Source organism: Kitasatospora sp. MAP5-34 (assembly GCF_029894335.1).
Lineage (GTDB): Bacteria > Actinomycetota > Actinomycetes > Streptomycetales > Streptomycetaceae > Kitasatospora.
Genome location: NZ_JARXZC010000001.1, coordinates 145,841 through 161,104, shown reverse-complemented (window position 1 = coordinate 161,104; position 15,264 = coordinate 145,841). Strand labels below are relative to the sequence as shown.

Genomic DNA, 15,264 nt, shown 5'->3' with positions numbered 1-15,264 from the left:
CCGATCAGCAGGCCCGGGGCAGACCGCAGGGCGCGCACCGGTTGGGTGCGCGCCCTGGTCAGGTGGATCCGACGGACCGTCAGACGATCTCGGTGACCGTACCGTCGAGCTTCGCCCGGACCTGCTTGGTGGCGCGAGTGCCGTCGACGTTGACCAGGATCTGCATGTCGGTCGAGAACGGGGTGTTCCGCTTGATGACCAGAGTCTTGACCTGGGCGCCCTCGATCTTCGAGGCGGGGGCCGCGTCGACGATCAGCTTGGCGAGGACATCGGGCTTGATCGTGGTGCTGTCGAAGATGTTCTGCTCCAGGGCCCCGGGGTCACTGCCGCTGATGTCGACCGGGCGCGGGGTCTGGACACTGCCGTCCCGGAAGGTGAAGTCGTTGACCTCGGCGGGCTTCGCGGGGTCGACGGCCTGGATGTCCATGCTGACGTTGGTCAGGTCGATCTCCAGCACCTTCATCAGCGAAGCGCCCACCTTGCCGGCTATCGCCTGCAGGGCCTGCGTCATCGCCGGCGCGGTGAACATGTCCGACTTGCTGCCCGCGGCGGAGGTGACCGACTTCGTCGCAGCGGTGACGGCCGAACAGCCGGTCAGCCCGATGGTGACGGCAAGGGAGAGGGTGAGGACGGCGACATTGGAACGGCGGGACATATGAACGTTCTCCAGTGAATTAGTACCGGCCGAGCGGGAGCGGACTCCGTGGAGCGCTCCAGTACTGGCCGAGGTCTGTGCCCCTGCCGTCCCCCGTACGAGGCAGACGGGCTCGTAGTCATGCGGATGCGACGTCACTCGAACTGACGTTCTGTAGCGTCGCGGTGCTCAGCGTAGAGCACTGCATTTCGTTGTCCAACTTCTTATTTCTCTTTGCATGACGGCCGCCAGACGAATCGTCACTTCTTGTCGGAGCCGTGGGGCCCGGCCCGAGTCCAGTAGGCGGCACCACCGGCTGCGAGAGTGCCAGAATCGGGACAGCGCACCTCCGAACGGTCGCGCTGCGGGAAGCGGCAAGCACAAGAACGGGAAGTAGGAGGAGACGCGCGTGGACACCCACACCAGGCCGATCGCCGCTGTCGACATTGGCGGGACCAAGATCGCGGCGGCGTTGGTGGACCAGGACGGCGCCCTGCTCACCCGTACCCAGCGGCCGACCCCGGCGACGGCCGGGGGGGAGGCGGTGCTGCGCGCGGTGCTGGACGTGCTCGACGAGCTGGCGGCCTCCCCGCTCTGGTCCGGTGTGCGGGCGGTCGGGGTGGGCAGTGCCGGTCCGGTGGACACCGCGCGGGGCACCGTGAGTCCGGTCAACATCCCGGGCTGGCGGGGCTTCCCCCTGGTCGAGCGGATCTCCGCGCACCTCGCGCCCACCCCGCTCCCGGTGGTGCTGGCCGGGGACGGGATCGCGATCGCCGCCGCCGAGCACCGGTTCGGCGCGGCGCGCCCGTACGACAACGCGCTCTGCATGGTGGTCTCCACCGGCGTGGGCGGCGGGCTGATCCTGGGCGGCGCGCTGCACACCGGGACGACCGGGAACGCCGGGCACATCGGGCACATCACCGTCGACCTCGACGGCGAGCCGTGCCCGTGCGGCAGCCGGGGCTGCCTGGAGCAGTTCGCCAGCGGGACGGCCATCGCGCGCCACGCCCTGCGCACCGGCTGGCGGCCGACGACGGACGACACCTCGGCGGTCGCGGTGGCCGCCGCCGCCCGGGCGGGCGATCCGCTCGCGCTGGCCGCGTACGACCGGGCCGCCCGGGCGCTGGCCGCCGGGATCGCCGCCACGGCGACGCTGGTGGAGCTGGACGCGGTGGTCATCGGCGGCGGGGTCGCCCAGGTCGGCGAACTGCTGCTCGGACCGCTGCGCGAGCACCTCACCACGTACGCGGCGCTGCCGTTCACCGCCGGTATCAAGGTGCACCGGGCCCAGCTGGGTACGGACGCGGGCCTGGTCGGCGCGGCGGCGGTGGCCGTCGCGCACGTAGGCGCGGTCTGACAAATGGAACGCCTCCCGGGCCCATGGGACGATGTCAGGGCGGAAAACTGACCCCCGGGCGGTTGCGTGACCATGCACACCGACGAGCAGCAGGGCCCTGACGCCGAGCCCCGCCGTACCACGGCGGCCGGGGAGTCGGATCGCGACGGCCTGTTGGTGGTCCCGATCGCCACGGCGCTGATCGCCGAGGACGGGCGCATCCTGCACTGGAGCCCCGACGCCGAGGCGCTGCTCGGATTCACCGCGCGGGAGGCCGTCGGCTCGCTCGCCGCCCAGATCCTGGTCGGCGAGGAGCAGCGGCCGCAGGTGCTGGAACTGTTCGACGGGATCATCGGCGGTCGGGCCTGGTCGGGGGTGTTCCCCGTCCGGCACCGCGAGGGTCACTACGTGAACCTGGAGTTCCGTACCCATCCGATCGCCGCGCCGGACGGCCGGTCGCTGGTGCTCGCGGTGGCGTCCGACGTGACGGCGCTGCGGCGGGTGCAGGAGGATCTGGCGGTGCTGGACGGGTTCTTCACCCAGTCGCCGGTGGGGATGGTGGTCTACGACCCGCAGCTGCGGTTCGTCCGGCTGAACGAGGCGCTGGCACGGGTGAACGGCATCCCCGTCGCCGAGCACGTGGGGCGGCGGGTGACAGAGGTGCTGCCGGGTATCAACGGCAGTGAGGTCGAGGCGGTGATGCAGCGGGTGCTGGACACCGGGGAGCCGGTGGTGGACGCCCGATCGCACGGCCGGACCCCGGGCGACCCCGAGCACGACCACGCCTGGTCGGCCTCGTACTTCCGGCTGGACCAGCCGGACGGGCAGGTGCTCGGGGTGAGTTCCACCCTGATCGACGTGACGGAGCGCTACCGGGCCGAGTCCCGGGCCGCCCGGGCGACGGAGCGCCTGACGCTGCTGGTGGACGCCATCGAGTCCATCGGCACCACGCTCGACCTGCGCCGGACCGCCCGCGAGCTGGCCGAGACCATGGTGCCCCGGGTCGCCGACGTCACCGGGGTCTTCGCGTTGGAGCGGCTGGTCTCCGGCAAGCCCGACGACGGCTCGGGCGAACGCTGGGTACGCCGGCTCGCCCTCTCCACCGTCGACCCGGAGTACCCGGTGGAGCACCTGCCGACCGAGGCGGTGTACCGGATACCGCCGGACTCCGCCTACGCCGAGGCGATGGCGACCGGCCGGACGGTGGTGGCGCCGTCCTGGGAGCTGCCGCTGCTCGCCTCGGGCATGCCGAACGAGCGGTTGCGGGCCTACCGGGGCAAGCGTTCGCGCCCGGTGCAGATCACCCCGCTGGTCGCCCGGGGCACCGTGCTCGGGATGGTGGTGTACTCGCGGCGCGGCGACCGGGAGTCGTTCGGCGAGCCGGACATCACGCTGGGCGACCAGTTGGTCTCCCGGGCGGCCGTCGCGATCGACAACGCCCGCCTCTACCAGCGCCAGCACGAGACGGTGCTGGCGCGGGCGCAGGCCCTGCGCGAGGCCAAGGCGGCGCAGGAACGGCTGGCGCTGATCAACTCGGCCTCGGCCGGTATCGGGACCACGCTCGACCTGGGGCAGACCGCCCGCGAACTCGCCCAGGTCGCCACGCCGCTGCTCGCGGACACCGTGGTGGTGGAGGTGCTGGAGTCACTGATCCGGGGCGAGGAGGCCCAGGCCCCCGGGCGGGCCGACCGCTCGGCGGTACTGCGGCGGATGGCGTTCCACAGCTCCCCCGCGTCGGCGATGACGCCGGTGGCGGCGGTCGGTTCCGTGCACCGCTTCCACCCGTCCACCCCGTACGCCTGGGCGCTGGCGCACCGCCGCCCGCTGATGGTGCCCCGGATGGACGAGGCCGGGCTGACCTGGTTCGCGGACGACCCGGCCCGGGCGGAGGCCGCCGTCCGGGAGGGGGTGCGCTCGCTGATGGTGGTGCCGCTTATCGCCCGGGGCGCGGCGGTCGGCATCGCGGCGTTCTACCGCAACGTGACGGAGCGCCCGTACGACGACGAGGACCTCACGCTGGCCGCGGAGCTGGCCGCGCGGGCCGCCGTCGCGATCGACAACGCGCTGCTGTACACCCGGGAGCGGGACTCGGCCCGGCAGTTGCAGGTGGCGCTGGAGCGGGCGAACGCCGCCCAGCAGCGGCTGGCCCTGCTGAACGAGGCGAGCACCCGGATCGGCACCACCCTCGATCTGAACCGCACCGCACGGGAGTTGGTGGAGGTGGTGATACCGCGCTTCGCCGACTTCGTGACCGTCGACCTGCTGGAGTCGGTGCTGGAGGGCGAGGAGGCCCCGCCACTGCCGCTGACCGGGCCGGCACTGATGCGGGCCGTCGCGGTCGGCGAGATCGGCGAGTCGGTCGTGATGGCGGGGGCCGCCGACGCCGTCGGGGAACCGTCCCGGTCCGCGAAGCTGTACGCGGAGAGTCTGCGGAACGGGCGCTCGATCCTGGTCGCGGAGGTGGACGAGGCCGCGCTGCACAGGATCGTCGCCTCACCGGACCGGGTGGAGCCGAGCCTCGAGGCGGGTGTCCACTCGTACCTGATGGTGCCGCTGCTGGCCCGGGGTGTGGTGCTGGGCGGCGCGGAGTTCATCCGGACGGCCAACCCCGAGCCGTTCACGGCGGCGGACGTCGCGCTGGCGGAGGAGCTGGCCGCCCGGGCGGCGGTCTGCATCGACAACGCCCGGCTGTACCGGCGTGAGCGGGACACCGCGCTGACGCTGCAGCGCAGCCTGCTGCCGCAGGAGGTGCACCGCTCGCTCGGGCTGGAGATCGCCTACCGGTACCTGCCGAGCAGTGTGGTCAGCGAGGTCGGCGGCGACTGGTTCGACGTGGTGCCGCTCTCCGGCGGACGGGTCGCGCTGATCGTCGGCGACGTGATGGGGCACGGCATCCGGGCCGCCGCTACGATGGGTCAACTCCGTACGGTGGCAAGGACCTTGATCACCATGGACATGGACCCGGCCCGGGTGATGCGACGGCTGGACGACGCCGCCTCGGCGGGCGGCGAGGGCCAGTTCGCCACCTGCGTCTGCGTGGTCTACGACCCGCTCGACCGCAGCTGCGTCGCCTGCTGCGCAGGCCATCTGCCGCCGGTGGTCGGCGACGCGACCGGCGACGCCCACCTGTTGGAGCTGCCGCCCGGCGCGCCGCTGGGCATCGGCGGAGTCCCGTTCGAGAGTGTGCACTTCTCGCTGCCCGAGGACGGCATCCTGGTGCTCTACACCGACGGCCTGGTCGAGCGCCGGGACCAGGATCTGGACGAGGGGCTGGAGTTGCTGCGCCGCACCGTCGCCGACCGCCGGCCCACGCTGGAGCAGACCTGCGACGCCGTCCTCGGCACGCTGGGCGCGCACGCGGGCGCCGGCCAGGACGACATCGCCGTGATCATGGCCCACGTCCGCCCGATCGAGACCTACCGGCTGGCCGTACTGCCGCTGGCGGACGACCTCTCGATGGTCGGGCACGCCCGCCGCTTCGTCCGCCGCACCCTGGACTCCTGGGAACTCGGAACTCTCGTCGACATCGCCGAACTGCTCACCAGCGAGCTGATCACCAACGCGCTGACCCACGCCGGAGCACCCACCGAACTACGGATCTTCCGCAACCGGCTGCTGACGGTGGAGGTCGCCGACATCGACAGCCATCCGCCGGCCCCGCGCCGGGCCGGCGACTCGGACGAGGGCGGGCGCGGGATGCACCTGATCAACGAACTCGCCCACCGCTGGGGCAGCCGCAGCACCACCGACGGCAAGGTGGTCTGGTTCGAGCTGGAGATCCCGCCCGGCGCCTCCCCGCACCACCGGAGCATCGTCACGTAGGCCGAAAGCCTGAGGCAAGCCGCATCTTCTCACCTGGAAGCATCCGCAGCACACGCATTCGGGAGTACGAGATGGACACCCGCCAAGCCCCGACCACCGCCCGTTCCGGCCGACTTGCCGCCCTGCCCTGCGGTCACCGCAGCAAATGGGTGGTCCTCCTGCTCTGGATCGTCCTGATCGCGGCGGCCGGGCCACTCGCCGGGAAACTGATGGGCGCCGAGGACAACCAGGCGTCCAGCTGGCTGCCCGGCAGCGCCGAGTCGACCCAAGTACTCAACGAGCAACGGGCGTTCCAGCCCATCGACCAGGCCCAGGCCGTCGTGGTGTACCAGCGGACGGACGGGATCACGGCCGCCGACCGGGCCAAGGCCGCCCAGGACGCGATGGCCTTCGCCACCGCGCCGCACGTCCTCGGCCGGGCCATCGGCCCGCAGGAGTCCGCCGACGGCAAAGCGCTCCAGACGGTGATCCCGGTCGACATCAGCGGCTCCGGCGGCTGGAACCAACTACGGCCAGCCGTCGACAGCCTGCGGGCCACCGCCGCCGCCAACGACCAGGGCATGACCACCCACGTCACCGGGCCCGCCGGGATCGGCGCCGACCAGGCGGCTGCGTTCGCGGGCATCGACGGCACCCTGCTGTTCGCGACCGTCAGCGTGGTCATCGTGCTGCTGCTCCTGACCTACCGCAGCCCGGTGCTCTGGCTGCTGCCGCTGCTCTCCGCCGGAGTCGCGCTGACCGTCGCCGAGGGCGTCATCTACCTGCTCGCCAAACACGCCGGTCTCACCGTCAACGCGCAGAGCGCGGGCATCCTGATCGTGCTGGTGCTCGGCGCCGGGACGGACTACGCCCTGCTGCTGACGGCCCGCTACCGGGAGGAGCTGCGCCGCCACGAGGACCGGCACGAGGCGATGGCGTTCGCCCTGCACCGGGCCGGCCCCGCGATCGGCGCCAGCTCGGCGACGGTGGTCGCCTCGATGCTCTGCCTGACGATCGCCCGGATGAACTCGACCAGGGGCCTGGGCCCGGTCTGCGCGATCGGCGTCCTGGTCGCGCTGCTGGCGATGATGACGCTGCTGCCCGCTCTGCTGGTGATCTGCGGACGGTGGGTGTTCTGGCCCGTCCGGCCCGCGTACGGTACGCCCGAGCCGACCGCCACCGGCCGCTGGGCGCACGTCGGGGCCTGGATCGCCCACCGTCCGCGAAAGGTCTGGATCGGTACCGGCCTGGCGCTGACCGCCTGCTGCCTCGGGCTGCTCTCGCTCAACGCGAACGGGCTGAGCACAGCCGGGAGTTTCACCGGGAAGCCCGACTCGGTGGTCGGCCAACAGGTGATCGACCAGCACTTCCCGGGCGGCACCGGCGCCCCGCTCTCGATCATCAGCACCGCCGACAGCGCCGCCGTCGTCCGCCAGACCGCCCAGAGCACCCCGGGCATCGCCGGGACGACTCCCCCGGTGATCCAGGCGGGCAAGGCGTTCATCCAGGCGACACCGGCCGATCCACCGGACAGCAGCCGGGCCAAGGCCACCGTCGACCGGGTCCGGACGGCCGTGCACGCCGTGCCGAACGCCGACGCCAAGGTCGGCGGCAGCACGGCGGTGATCCTGGACGCCGGACGGGCCTCCGCGAGCGACAACCGGGCGATCATCCCGCTGGTGCTCGTGGTAGTGCTGCTGATCCTGGCCGGGCTGCTGCGGGCGGTGACCGCCCCGCTGGTGCTGATCACGACCGTGGTGCTCAGCTACGCGGCGGCGCTCGGCATCAGCTCGTTCTTCTTCGCGCACGTCTTCCACTTCCAGGGGGAGGACAACGCCTTCCCGCTGTTCGTGTTCGTCTTCCTGGTCGCGCTGGGCATCGACTACAACATCTTCCTGATGACCCGGGTCCGCGAGGAGGCGCTGCACCGGGGCACCCGGGCGGGCGCGGTCGCCGGGCTGGCGGCCACCGGCGGCGTGATCACCTCCGCCGGGCTGATCCTGGCGAGCACCTTCGGCGTCCTCGGGACGCTGCCGGTGGTCGGCTTCGCCGAGATCGGCTTCGCGGTGGCGCTCGGCGTCCTGCTGGACACCCTGGTGGTCCGCTCCGTCCTGGTCACCGCGCTGACCATCGACCTCGACCACCGGATGTGGTGGCCGAGCGCGCTGTCCCGGCGCGACCGGGAAATGAATCCCCCGCCGCCGCACCACCTGCTAGCCTCGAGAACATGAAGCGCGCAGCTGTTGTGACGACGACGCCGGAGAGTGTCCCGGCGCGCTGACAGCTGTTCTGTTGTCCGAAGCCCCGGGGCGAGTGCCCCGGGGCTTCGCCATGTGGTCCCCGCTCGCCCCACCCCCCGCGAGGAGACCACCACCATGCACAACGAGACCGCCACCAGGCACGACCACCGCAAGCTCGGCCGCGAGCTGGACCTGTTCGACACCGACCCGCTGATCGGCTCCGGCCTCCCCTACTGGCTGCCCGCCGGCGCGGCCGTGCGGCACACCCTCGAGCAGTACATCCTGGGCGTCGAACGCCGGGCCGGCTACCGACACGTGTACTCGCCGGTGCTCGGCAAGCGCGAGCTGTACGAGCTCTCCGGGCACTGGTCGCACTACAGCGAGGACATGTTCCCGCCGATGGACCTCGGCGAGAACGAGCAGCTGGTGCTGCGGCCCAGCCTCTGCCCGCACCACGCGCTGATCTACCGCTCGCGGGCCCACAGCTACCGCGAACTTCCGCTGCGGATGGCCGAGTTGGGCGGAATGTACCGCTCCGAGCGGTCCGGGGTGCTGGGCGGCCTGACCAGGGTACGGGCGATCCAGCTCAACGACGCGCACATCTTCTGCACCCCGGAGCAGGCCGCCGAAGAGGCGCTCGGCGCGCTGGAGCTGATCGGCCGCGCGTACGCCGCGCTCGGCATCAAGCCCGTCCGCTACCGGCTTTCGCTGCCCGGACCCGGCGGGAAGTACGTGGCCGAACCCGCGCTGTGGGAACGGTCCTGTGCCCTGCTGACCGAGGTACTCGAGGCGTCGGGGGTACCGTACGAGGCGGTGGAAGGGGAGGCGGCGTTCTACGGCCCGAAGATCGACGTACAGATCGCCGACGGCGCGGGCCGCGAGTCCACCCTCTCCACCGTCCAGATCGACTTCCACCAGCCCGAGCGGTTCGACCTGCACTACATCGGCGCGGACGGTGCGAAGCACCGGCCGGTGATGGTCCACCGCAGCATCATCGGCAGCGTCGAACGGGCCGTCGCCCACCTGATCGAGGTGCACGGCGGCGCGTTCCCCGGCTGGCTCGCACCCGTCCAACTGGTCGCGCTGCCGGTCTCCGAGGCCGAACTCCCGGCAGCTGCAGCACTGGTGGACCGCTGCCTCGAGCAGGGACTGCGCGCCGAACTCGCCGGCCCCGAGCACGGCACCCTCGGGGCCCGGATCCGCGCGGCCCGGCTGGTGCCGTACCAGGCCGTCGTCGGCCCCCGCGAAGTCGCCTCGGGCGCCGTCGCGCTGCGGCTGCGCGACGGGCGCCGCCCGGAGGCGCTGCCCGTCGCGGACGCGCTGGCGCGGATCGGGGCTCTCACCGCTGCGCTCAGCCCGAATCTGTGGAGCTAGAGCAACCAGAACAGGGCGCGAGGAACTGCGCGCGCAACCGTGCACGTACGTCGTGCGTCGCTCGCGCAGTTCCCCGCGCCCCCATGGGTTACCCAGTTGCGTAAGGTTCGCCGATTACTCCGGGGTGACGTACGCGCCGGAGATGCCGCCGTCGACCAGGAAGGTGTTGGCGGTCATGAACGAGGAATCGTCGCTCGCCAGGAAGGCGACCGCGGCGGCGATCTCCTCGGGCTCGGCGAAGCGGCCGAGCGGGATGTGGATCAGGCGGCGGGCCGCGCGCTCCGGGTCCTTGGCGAAGAGCTCCTGGAGGAGGGGGGTGTTGACCGGGCCGGGGCAGAGCGCGTTGACCCGGATGCCCTGGCGGGCGAACTCCACGCCCAGCTCGCGCGACATCGCCAACACGCCGCCCTTGGAGGCGCTGTAGGAGATCTGCGAGGTCGCCGCGCCCATCACCGCGACGAAGGAGGCCGTGTTGATGATCGAGCCCTTACCCTGCCGCTGCATGTGCGGGATGGCGTACTTGCAGCAGAGGTAGACGCTGGTCAGGTTGACCTCCTGGACGTGCTTCCACGCCTCCAGGCCGGTCTTCAGGATCGAGTCGTCGTTGGCTGGCGAGATGCCCGCGTTGTTGAACGCGATGTCCAGGTGTCCGAATTCGGCCACGGTGGTCTCGTACATCGCGCGGACGGCGTCCTCGTCGGTGACGTCCGCCTGGATGAACAGGCCGCCGACCTCATCGGCCGCCGCCTTGCCGGACACCGCGTCCAGGTCGACGCAGACCACCTTCGCTCCCTCGGCGGCGAACCGGCGGGCGGTGGCGAGCCCGATGCCGCTGCCGGCGCCGGTGATGACGGCCACCCGGCCGTCGAGACGGTTCGTCATGGTGCTACTCCTCGGTTGAGATGAAGACGTTCTTGGTCTCGGTGAAAGCGTTGAGCGCGTCCGGCCCGAGTTCGCGGCCGAGGCCGGACTGCTTGTAGCCGCCGAACGGGGTCGAATAACGTACGGACGAGTGCGAGTTGACGGACAGGTTGCCCGCCTCCACCCCGCGCGCCACCCGGATCGCCCGGCCCAGGTCGCGGGTCCAGATCGAGCCGGAGAGGCCGTACTCGGTGGAGTTGGCGATCCGCAGCGCGTCCTCCTCGTCCCGGAAGGGGACGACGGCGACCACGGGCCCGAAGATCTCCTCGGTAAAGGCAGGCGAGGACTGGTCGACCGGCGCGAGCACCGTCGGCGGGAACCAGAAGCCCTTGCCCTCCGGCATCGAGCCCCGGACGGCGACCGTCTCGGGGACGTACGACGCGACCCGTTCGCGCTGGGCGGCCGAGATCAGCGGGCCCATCTCGGTCTTCTCGTCCCGGGGGTCGCCGACCTTGACGCCGAGGACGGCCGTCTCCAGCAGGCCCATGAACTCGTCGAACACCGTCTGCTGCACCAGGATCCGGGACCGCGCGCAGCAGTCCTGGCCCGCGTTGTCGAAGACCGCGTAGGGCGCGGTGGCGGCGGCCTTGGCGAGATCGGCATCGGCGAAGACGATGTTGGCGCTCTTGCCGCCGAGTTCGAGGGTGACGGGCTTGACCTGGTCCGCGCACCCGGCGGCGACACCCTTGCCGACCCGGGACGAACCGGTGAACACCACCTTCCGCACGTCCGGGTGGGTGACGAAGCGCTGTCCGACCACCGGACCGCGACCCGGCAGCACCTGGAACACTCCCTCGGGAATCCCGGCCTGCAGGGCGAGTTCGGCCAGCCGCAGCGCGGTCAGCGGGGTCAGCTCGGCGGGCTTGAGGATCACCGTGTTGCCCGCCGCCAGCGCGGGGGCCGAGCCCCAGGCGGCGATCGGCATCGGGAAGTTCCAGGGGACGATGATGCCGATCACGCCCAGCGGTTCCTGGAACGTGATGTCCAGGCCCCCGGCAACCGGGATCTGCCGTCCGAAGAGGCGTTCCGGCGCCGCCGCGTAGTACTCGATGACGTCGCGGGCGTTGCCCGCCTCCCAGCGCGCGTTGCCCACCGTGTGCCCCGCGTTGGCGACTTCGAGCTGCGCCAGGTGCTCTCGGTCGGCGTCCACGGCAGCGGCGAAGGCCCGCAGCAGGCGGGCGCGATCGGCGGGCGCCACCCGGCGCCAGCCGTCGAAGGCCGCCTTGGCGCGGGCGACGGCGGCGTCGGTCTCGGCGAGGCCAGCCATCGCCACCGTCTCGATCACCTCCTCGGTGGCCGGGTTGACCACGTCGAAGAGGTCGGGCTCCGGGCTGGTCATTGCTTGGTCTCCTTACGGGTGGCGAGGACGAAAGCGTCGAACAGTCGGGCGTCGGTCGGGTCGGCCTCCGGGTGCCATTGCACGCCCAACGCGAAGCTGTGGTCGGGCAGTTCGACAGCCTCGACCGACTCGTCCGCGCTCCATGCGGTCGCGCGCAGCCCGCTGCCGAGCCGGCCGATCGCCTGGTGGTGGTAGCACGGGACCTTGGCGGAGCGGCCCATGATCCCGCCGAGTCTGCTGCCCGGGCTGATCAGCACCGGCTGGCGGTTGTAGGTGCCGGGCGCGATCTTGTGATCCTCGCCGCCGACCTGGTCGGGCAGGTGCTGCACCAGGTCGCCGCCGAGCGCGACGTTGAGCAGCTGCATGCCCCGGCAGACGCCGAGCAGTGGCAGGTCCCGGTCCAGCGCGCCGCGCAGGAGATCGAACTCCCAGGCGTCGCGCAGCTCGTGCGGCAGGTCGGTGAGCGGGTGCGCCGGTGCGCCGTACCGGGCGGGGTCGATGTCGGAGCCGCCCGCGATGACCAACCCGTCGAGCCGGTCGAGCAGTCGGCCGGTGTCACCGGTCTGCGGCGGCAGCAGCACCGGGGTGGCCCCGGACCTGCTGACGGCGTTCAGGTAGCTCTGCGGGAGGAGGGCGGCGGGCTGGCGCCAGACGCCCCAGGCGGCCTCCTCGAGGTAGCTGGTGATCCCCACCAGCGGACGTACCGTCACAGCCGCTCGAATCCGCGGCGCCGCTCCCAGTCGGTCACCGCCGCGTCGAAGGCGGCGAGTTCGACCCGGCCCGCGTGGGTGTAGTGCTTGACGACATCCTTGCCGAAGGCCTGGGCCGCCACCTCGCTGTGCTCGAACGCGTCGATGGCGTCCCGCAGCGCGGCGGGTACCCGGCGGGCGTCCGAGGCGTACGCGTTCCCGGTGAACTCCGGTTCCAATTCGAGCTGTTGCTCGACCCCGTGCAGACCGGCGGCGATCAGGGCAGCCACCGCGAGGTAGGGGTTGACGTCGCCGCCGGGCACCCGGTTCTCGAAGCGCAGCGAGGGCCCGTGGCCGACCACCCGCAGGGCGCAGGTACGGTTGTCGCGTCCCCAGGCGATGGCGGTGGGCGCGAAGCTGCCGGGGACGTACCGCTTGTAGGAGTTGACGGTCGGCGCGAGCAGCAGCGAGAAGTCGGCGAGGCAGACGAGCTGCCCGGCCAGGAAGTGCTCCATCACCTTCGAGAAGCCGTGCGGCCCGTCGCCCGCCATCACCGAAGCGCCGTCGTCGTCCCGCAGACTCAGGTGGATGTGACAGGAGTTGCCCTCGCGCTCGTTGAACTTCGCCATGAAGGTCAGGCTGACGCCCTCCTGCGCGGCGATCTCCTTGGCGCCGGTCTTGTAGACCGAGTGGTCGTCACAAGTGACCAGTGCCGGGCCGTACTTGAAGGCGATCTCGTGCTGCCCGAGGTTGCACTCACCCTTCGCCGACTCGACGGTGAGCCCGGCGCCGGCCATCTCGTTGCGCAGGCGGCGCAGCAGCGGTTCGACCCTGGACGTCCCGAGGATGGAGTAGTCGACGTTGTACTGGTTCACGGGGGTGAGCTTGTTGTAGTCCTTGTTCCACGCCTGCTCGTAGGTGTCGCGGAAGACGATGAACTCCAGCTCGGTGCCCGCGTAGGCGTGCCACCCGTACGCGGCGAGGCGCTCCAGCTGCCGGCGCAGGATCTGCCGGGGCGAGACCGTGACGGGGGTACCGTCGTGGTTGTTCACGTCGCACTGGACCATCACGGTGGCGGGGTGCCAGGGGATCCTGCGCAGCGTGGTCAGGTCGGGGGTGAAGACGAAGTCGCCGTAGCCGGTCTCCCAGGACGAACTCTCGTACCCGTCAACGGTGTTCATGTCGATGTCGACGGCGAGCAGGTAACCGCAGCCCTCGGCCGCGTTCGGGACGACGTCGGAGAGGAAGAACTCGGCGGCGATGCGCTTGCCCTGAAGGCGGCCCTGCATGTCGGTCATGGCGAGCACGACGGTGTCCACCGACCCGTCGGCGACGAGGTTGTGCAGGCGTTCCAGGGTGAGGCGGGGACTGCTCATCGGGTCTCCAGTTCGCTCGGCTGGTCGGCCAGTTGCTCCGGCGGGCCCTGGACCTTGGGCCCGGTGAACCAGTGCCGGGCCGAGACCAGCCACCACACTCCGGCGAAGCCGAGGACGGCCGCGACGGCGACGGGTGTGTAGTTGAAGTTGGCTGCGGTGATGGGGTTGAGGGTGGGGAGCATGAACAGCACGGTGATCACGACGGTCCAGACCACCGCCACGATACCGATGGGTCGGCTCCAGCGGCCGAGATTCCACGGCCCGAGCTGGAAGGCGTCACCCTGACGGAGTCTCAGGAACACTGGGATGACGTAGGCGATGTAGAGGCCGATCACCGAGACGGAGGTGACGGCGGCGTAGGCGGTCGCGTTCCAGAGGTCCTGGGCGCCGAGCAGGAAGGCGCCGCCGGTGGCGAGCCAGACGGCGCTGGTGGGGGTCTGGGTGCGCGGGTTGATCCGGTGCCAGAACCGCGAGCCGGGGAGCGCGCCGTCCCGCGAGAAGGCGTAGATCATACGGGAGTTGGCGGTGACGGAGGCCATGCCGCAGAAGAACTGGGCGCCGATCACGATCAGTAGGAGCAGCTTGGCACCGGTCGACCCGACGGCGTCCAGGAAGATCTGGGCGGGCGGGACCCCGGTGGTGCTGTTGACCGCGCCGTCGTAGTTCTGGATCGCGAAGGTGATGCCGAGCAGCAGTATCCAGCCTGCGACCAGCGAGACCAGCACGGAGTTGACGATGCCCTTGGGGCCGGAGCGGGCGGCGTCGTGGGTCTCCTCCGTCATGTGGGCGGAGGCGTCGTAGCCGGTCAGCGTGTACTGGGCGAGCAGCAGGCCCAACATGGCGACGTAGAAGGAGCTGTGGAAGCCCGTCTCGTTCACGAACTTGGTGAAGACGAAGGACACCGAGGCGTGGTGCGAGGGCACGATGGCGAGCGCGCCGACGATGATCGCGACGCCGGCCATGTGCCACCAGACGCTGACGTTGTTGAGAATCGCCACCAGCCGTACGCCCTGGGTGTTGAGCAACCCGTGGGCGAGCAGGATCACGGCGAAGATCGCCACCGTGTGCCCGGGGGTGGCGGCGAATCCCCACTGCAGTTCGAGGAAGGCATTGGTGAAGATCGCGGCGCCGAAGTCCACCCCGGCGGTGACGGCCACCTGGCCCATGAAGTTGAAGTAACCGGTGAACCAGCTCCAGGCCGGCCCACGTGAGGGCGCGAGCTTGGCGGCCCAGTAGTACAACCCGCCTGCGGTCGGGTAGCTGGAGCAGATCTCGGCCATCGCGAGGGCGACGCAGAGCGTCATCAGGCCGACCACCGGCCAGCCCCAGATGATCACGGCGGGACCGCCGGTGACCATGCCGAAGCCGTAGAGGGTGAGACAGCCGGAGAGGATCGAGACGACCGAGAAGGAGAGCGCGAAGTTGGAGAAGCCCGACATGGAGCGGGCGAGCTCCTGGGTGTAGCCGAGCTCGCGCAGACGTTGTTCGTCAGATGTAACAGAGGAGGTGTCTGCCGACAACATCGCTGTGCCGGAATGGTCGACGGGTGAAGGT

Annotated in this window: 10 protein-coding genes; 4 read left to right on the top strand and 6 right to left on the bottom strand. The window is 71.0% G+C overall.

Annotation, left to right across the window (positions count from 1 at the left end):
- Positions 1 to 79: 79 nt before the first annotated feature.
- Entirely contained in the window at positions 80 to 655 is a 576-nt protein-coding gene (locus P3T29_RS00770) for a hypothetical protein (protein ID WP_280714211.1), read from the bottom strand.
- A gap of 388 nt (positions 656 to 1,043) precedes the next feature.
- Between P3T29_RS00770 and P3T29_RS00765 the strand changes: the two genes are divergently transcribed.
- The 4 genes from P3T29_RS00765 (at position 1,044) to thrS (ending at position 9,385) form a co-directional block, all read left to right on the top strand.
- The gene (locus tag P3T29_RS00765) at positions 1,044 to 1,991 is read left to right on the top strand and encodes an ROK family protein (RefSeq protein ID WP_280714210.1); all 948 of its coding nucleotides are present in this window, start codon (positions 1,044 to 1,046) and stop codon (positions 1,989 to 1,991) included.
- Positions 1,992 to 2,063: 72 nt separating this feature from the next.
- Positions 2,064 to 5,792, top strand: coding sequence for a SpoIIE family protein phosphatase (locus tag P3T29_RS00760; RefSeq protein ID WP_280714447.1), 3,729 nt, complete (start codon positions 2,064 to 2,066; stop codon positions 5,790 to 5,792).
- A 71-nt stretch (positions 5,793 to 5,863) separates the two neighbouring features.
- Entirely contained in the window at positions 5,864 to 8,002 is a 2,139-nt protein-coding gene (locus tag P3T29_RS00755) for an MMPL family transporter (protein ID WP_280714209.1), read from the top strand.
- A gap of 144 nt (positions 8,003 to 8,146) precedes the next feature.
- Positions 8,147 to 9,385 (top strand): threonine--tRNA ligase, encoded by a 1,239-nt coding sequence (gene thrS / locus P3T29_RS00750; protein WP_280714208.1) that lies wholly within the window; start codon positions 8,147 to 8,149, stop codon positions 9,383 to 9,385.
- A 114-nt stretch (positions 9,386 to 9,499) separates the two neighbouring features.
- On the opposite strand, the gene P3T29_RS00745 is transcribed toward thrS, so the two are convergent.
- The 5 genes from P3T29_RS00745 to P3T29_RS00725 are packed head-to-tail and all read right to left on the bottom strand — an operon-like array spanning position 9,500 to position 15,233.
- The gene (locus tag P3T29_RS00745; RefSeq protein ID WP_280714207.1) at positions 9,500 to 10,267 is read right to left on the bottom strand and encodes a 3-oxoacyl-ACP reductase; all 768 of its coding nucleotides are present in this window, start codon (positions 10,265 to 10,267) and stop codon (positions 9,500 to 9,502) included.
- A 4-nt stretch (positions 10,268 to 10,271) separates the two neighbouring features.
- Positions 10,272 to 11,645 carry an aldehyde dehydrogenase family protein gene (locus tag P3T29_RS00740; protein ID WP_280714206.1) on the bottom strand — a complete coding sequence of 458 codons (1,374 nt, stop codon included), beginning with the start codon at positions 11,643 to 11,645 and terminating at the stop codon, positions 10,272 to 10,274.
- Complete coding sequence (locus tag P3T29_RS00735; RefSeq protein ID WP_280714205.1) at positions 11,642 to 12,355, bottom strand: gamma-glutamyl-gamma-aminobutyrate hydrolase family protein; 714 nt, start codon at positions 12,353 to 12,355, stop codon at positions 11,642 to 11,644. Before P3T29_RS00735 ends, P3T29_RS00740 begins: the two co-directional genes overlap by 4 nt.
- Positions 12,352 to 13,710 (bottom strand): glutamine synthetase family protein, encoded by a 1,359-nt coding sequence (locus tag P3T29_RS00730; protein WP_280714204.1) that lies wholly within the window; start codon positions 13,708 to 13,710, stop codon positions 12,352 to 12,354. Before P3T29_RS00730 ends, P3T29_RS00735 begins: the two co-directional genes overlap by 4 nt.
- The gene (locus P3T29_RS00725) at positions 13,707 to 15,233 is read right to left on the bottom strand and encodes an amino acid permease (RefSeq protein ID WP_280714203.1); all 1,527 of its coding nucleotides are present in this window, start codon (positions 15,231 to 15,233) and stop codon (positions 13,707 to 13,709) included. Before P3T29_RS00725 ends, P3T29_RS00730 begins: the two co-directional genes overlap by 4 nt.
- Positions 15,234 to 15,264 lie beyond the last annotated feature (31 nt).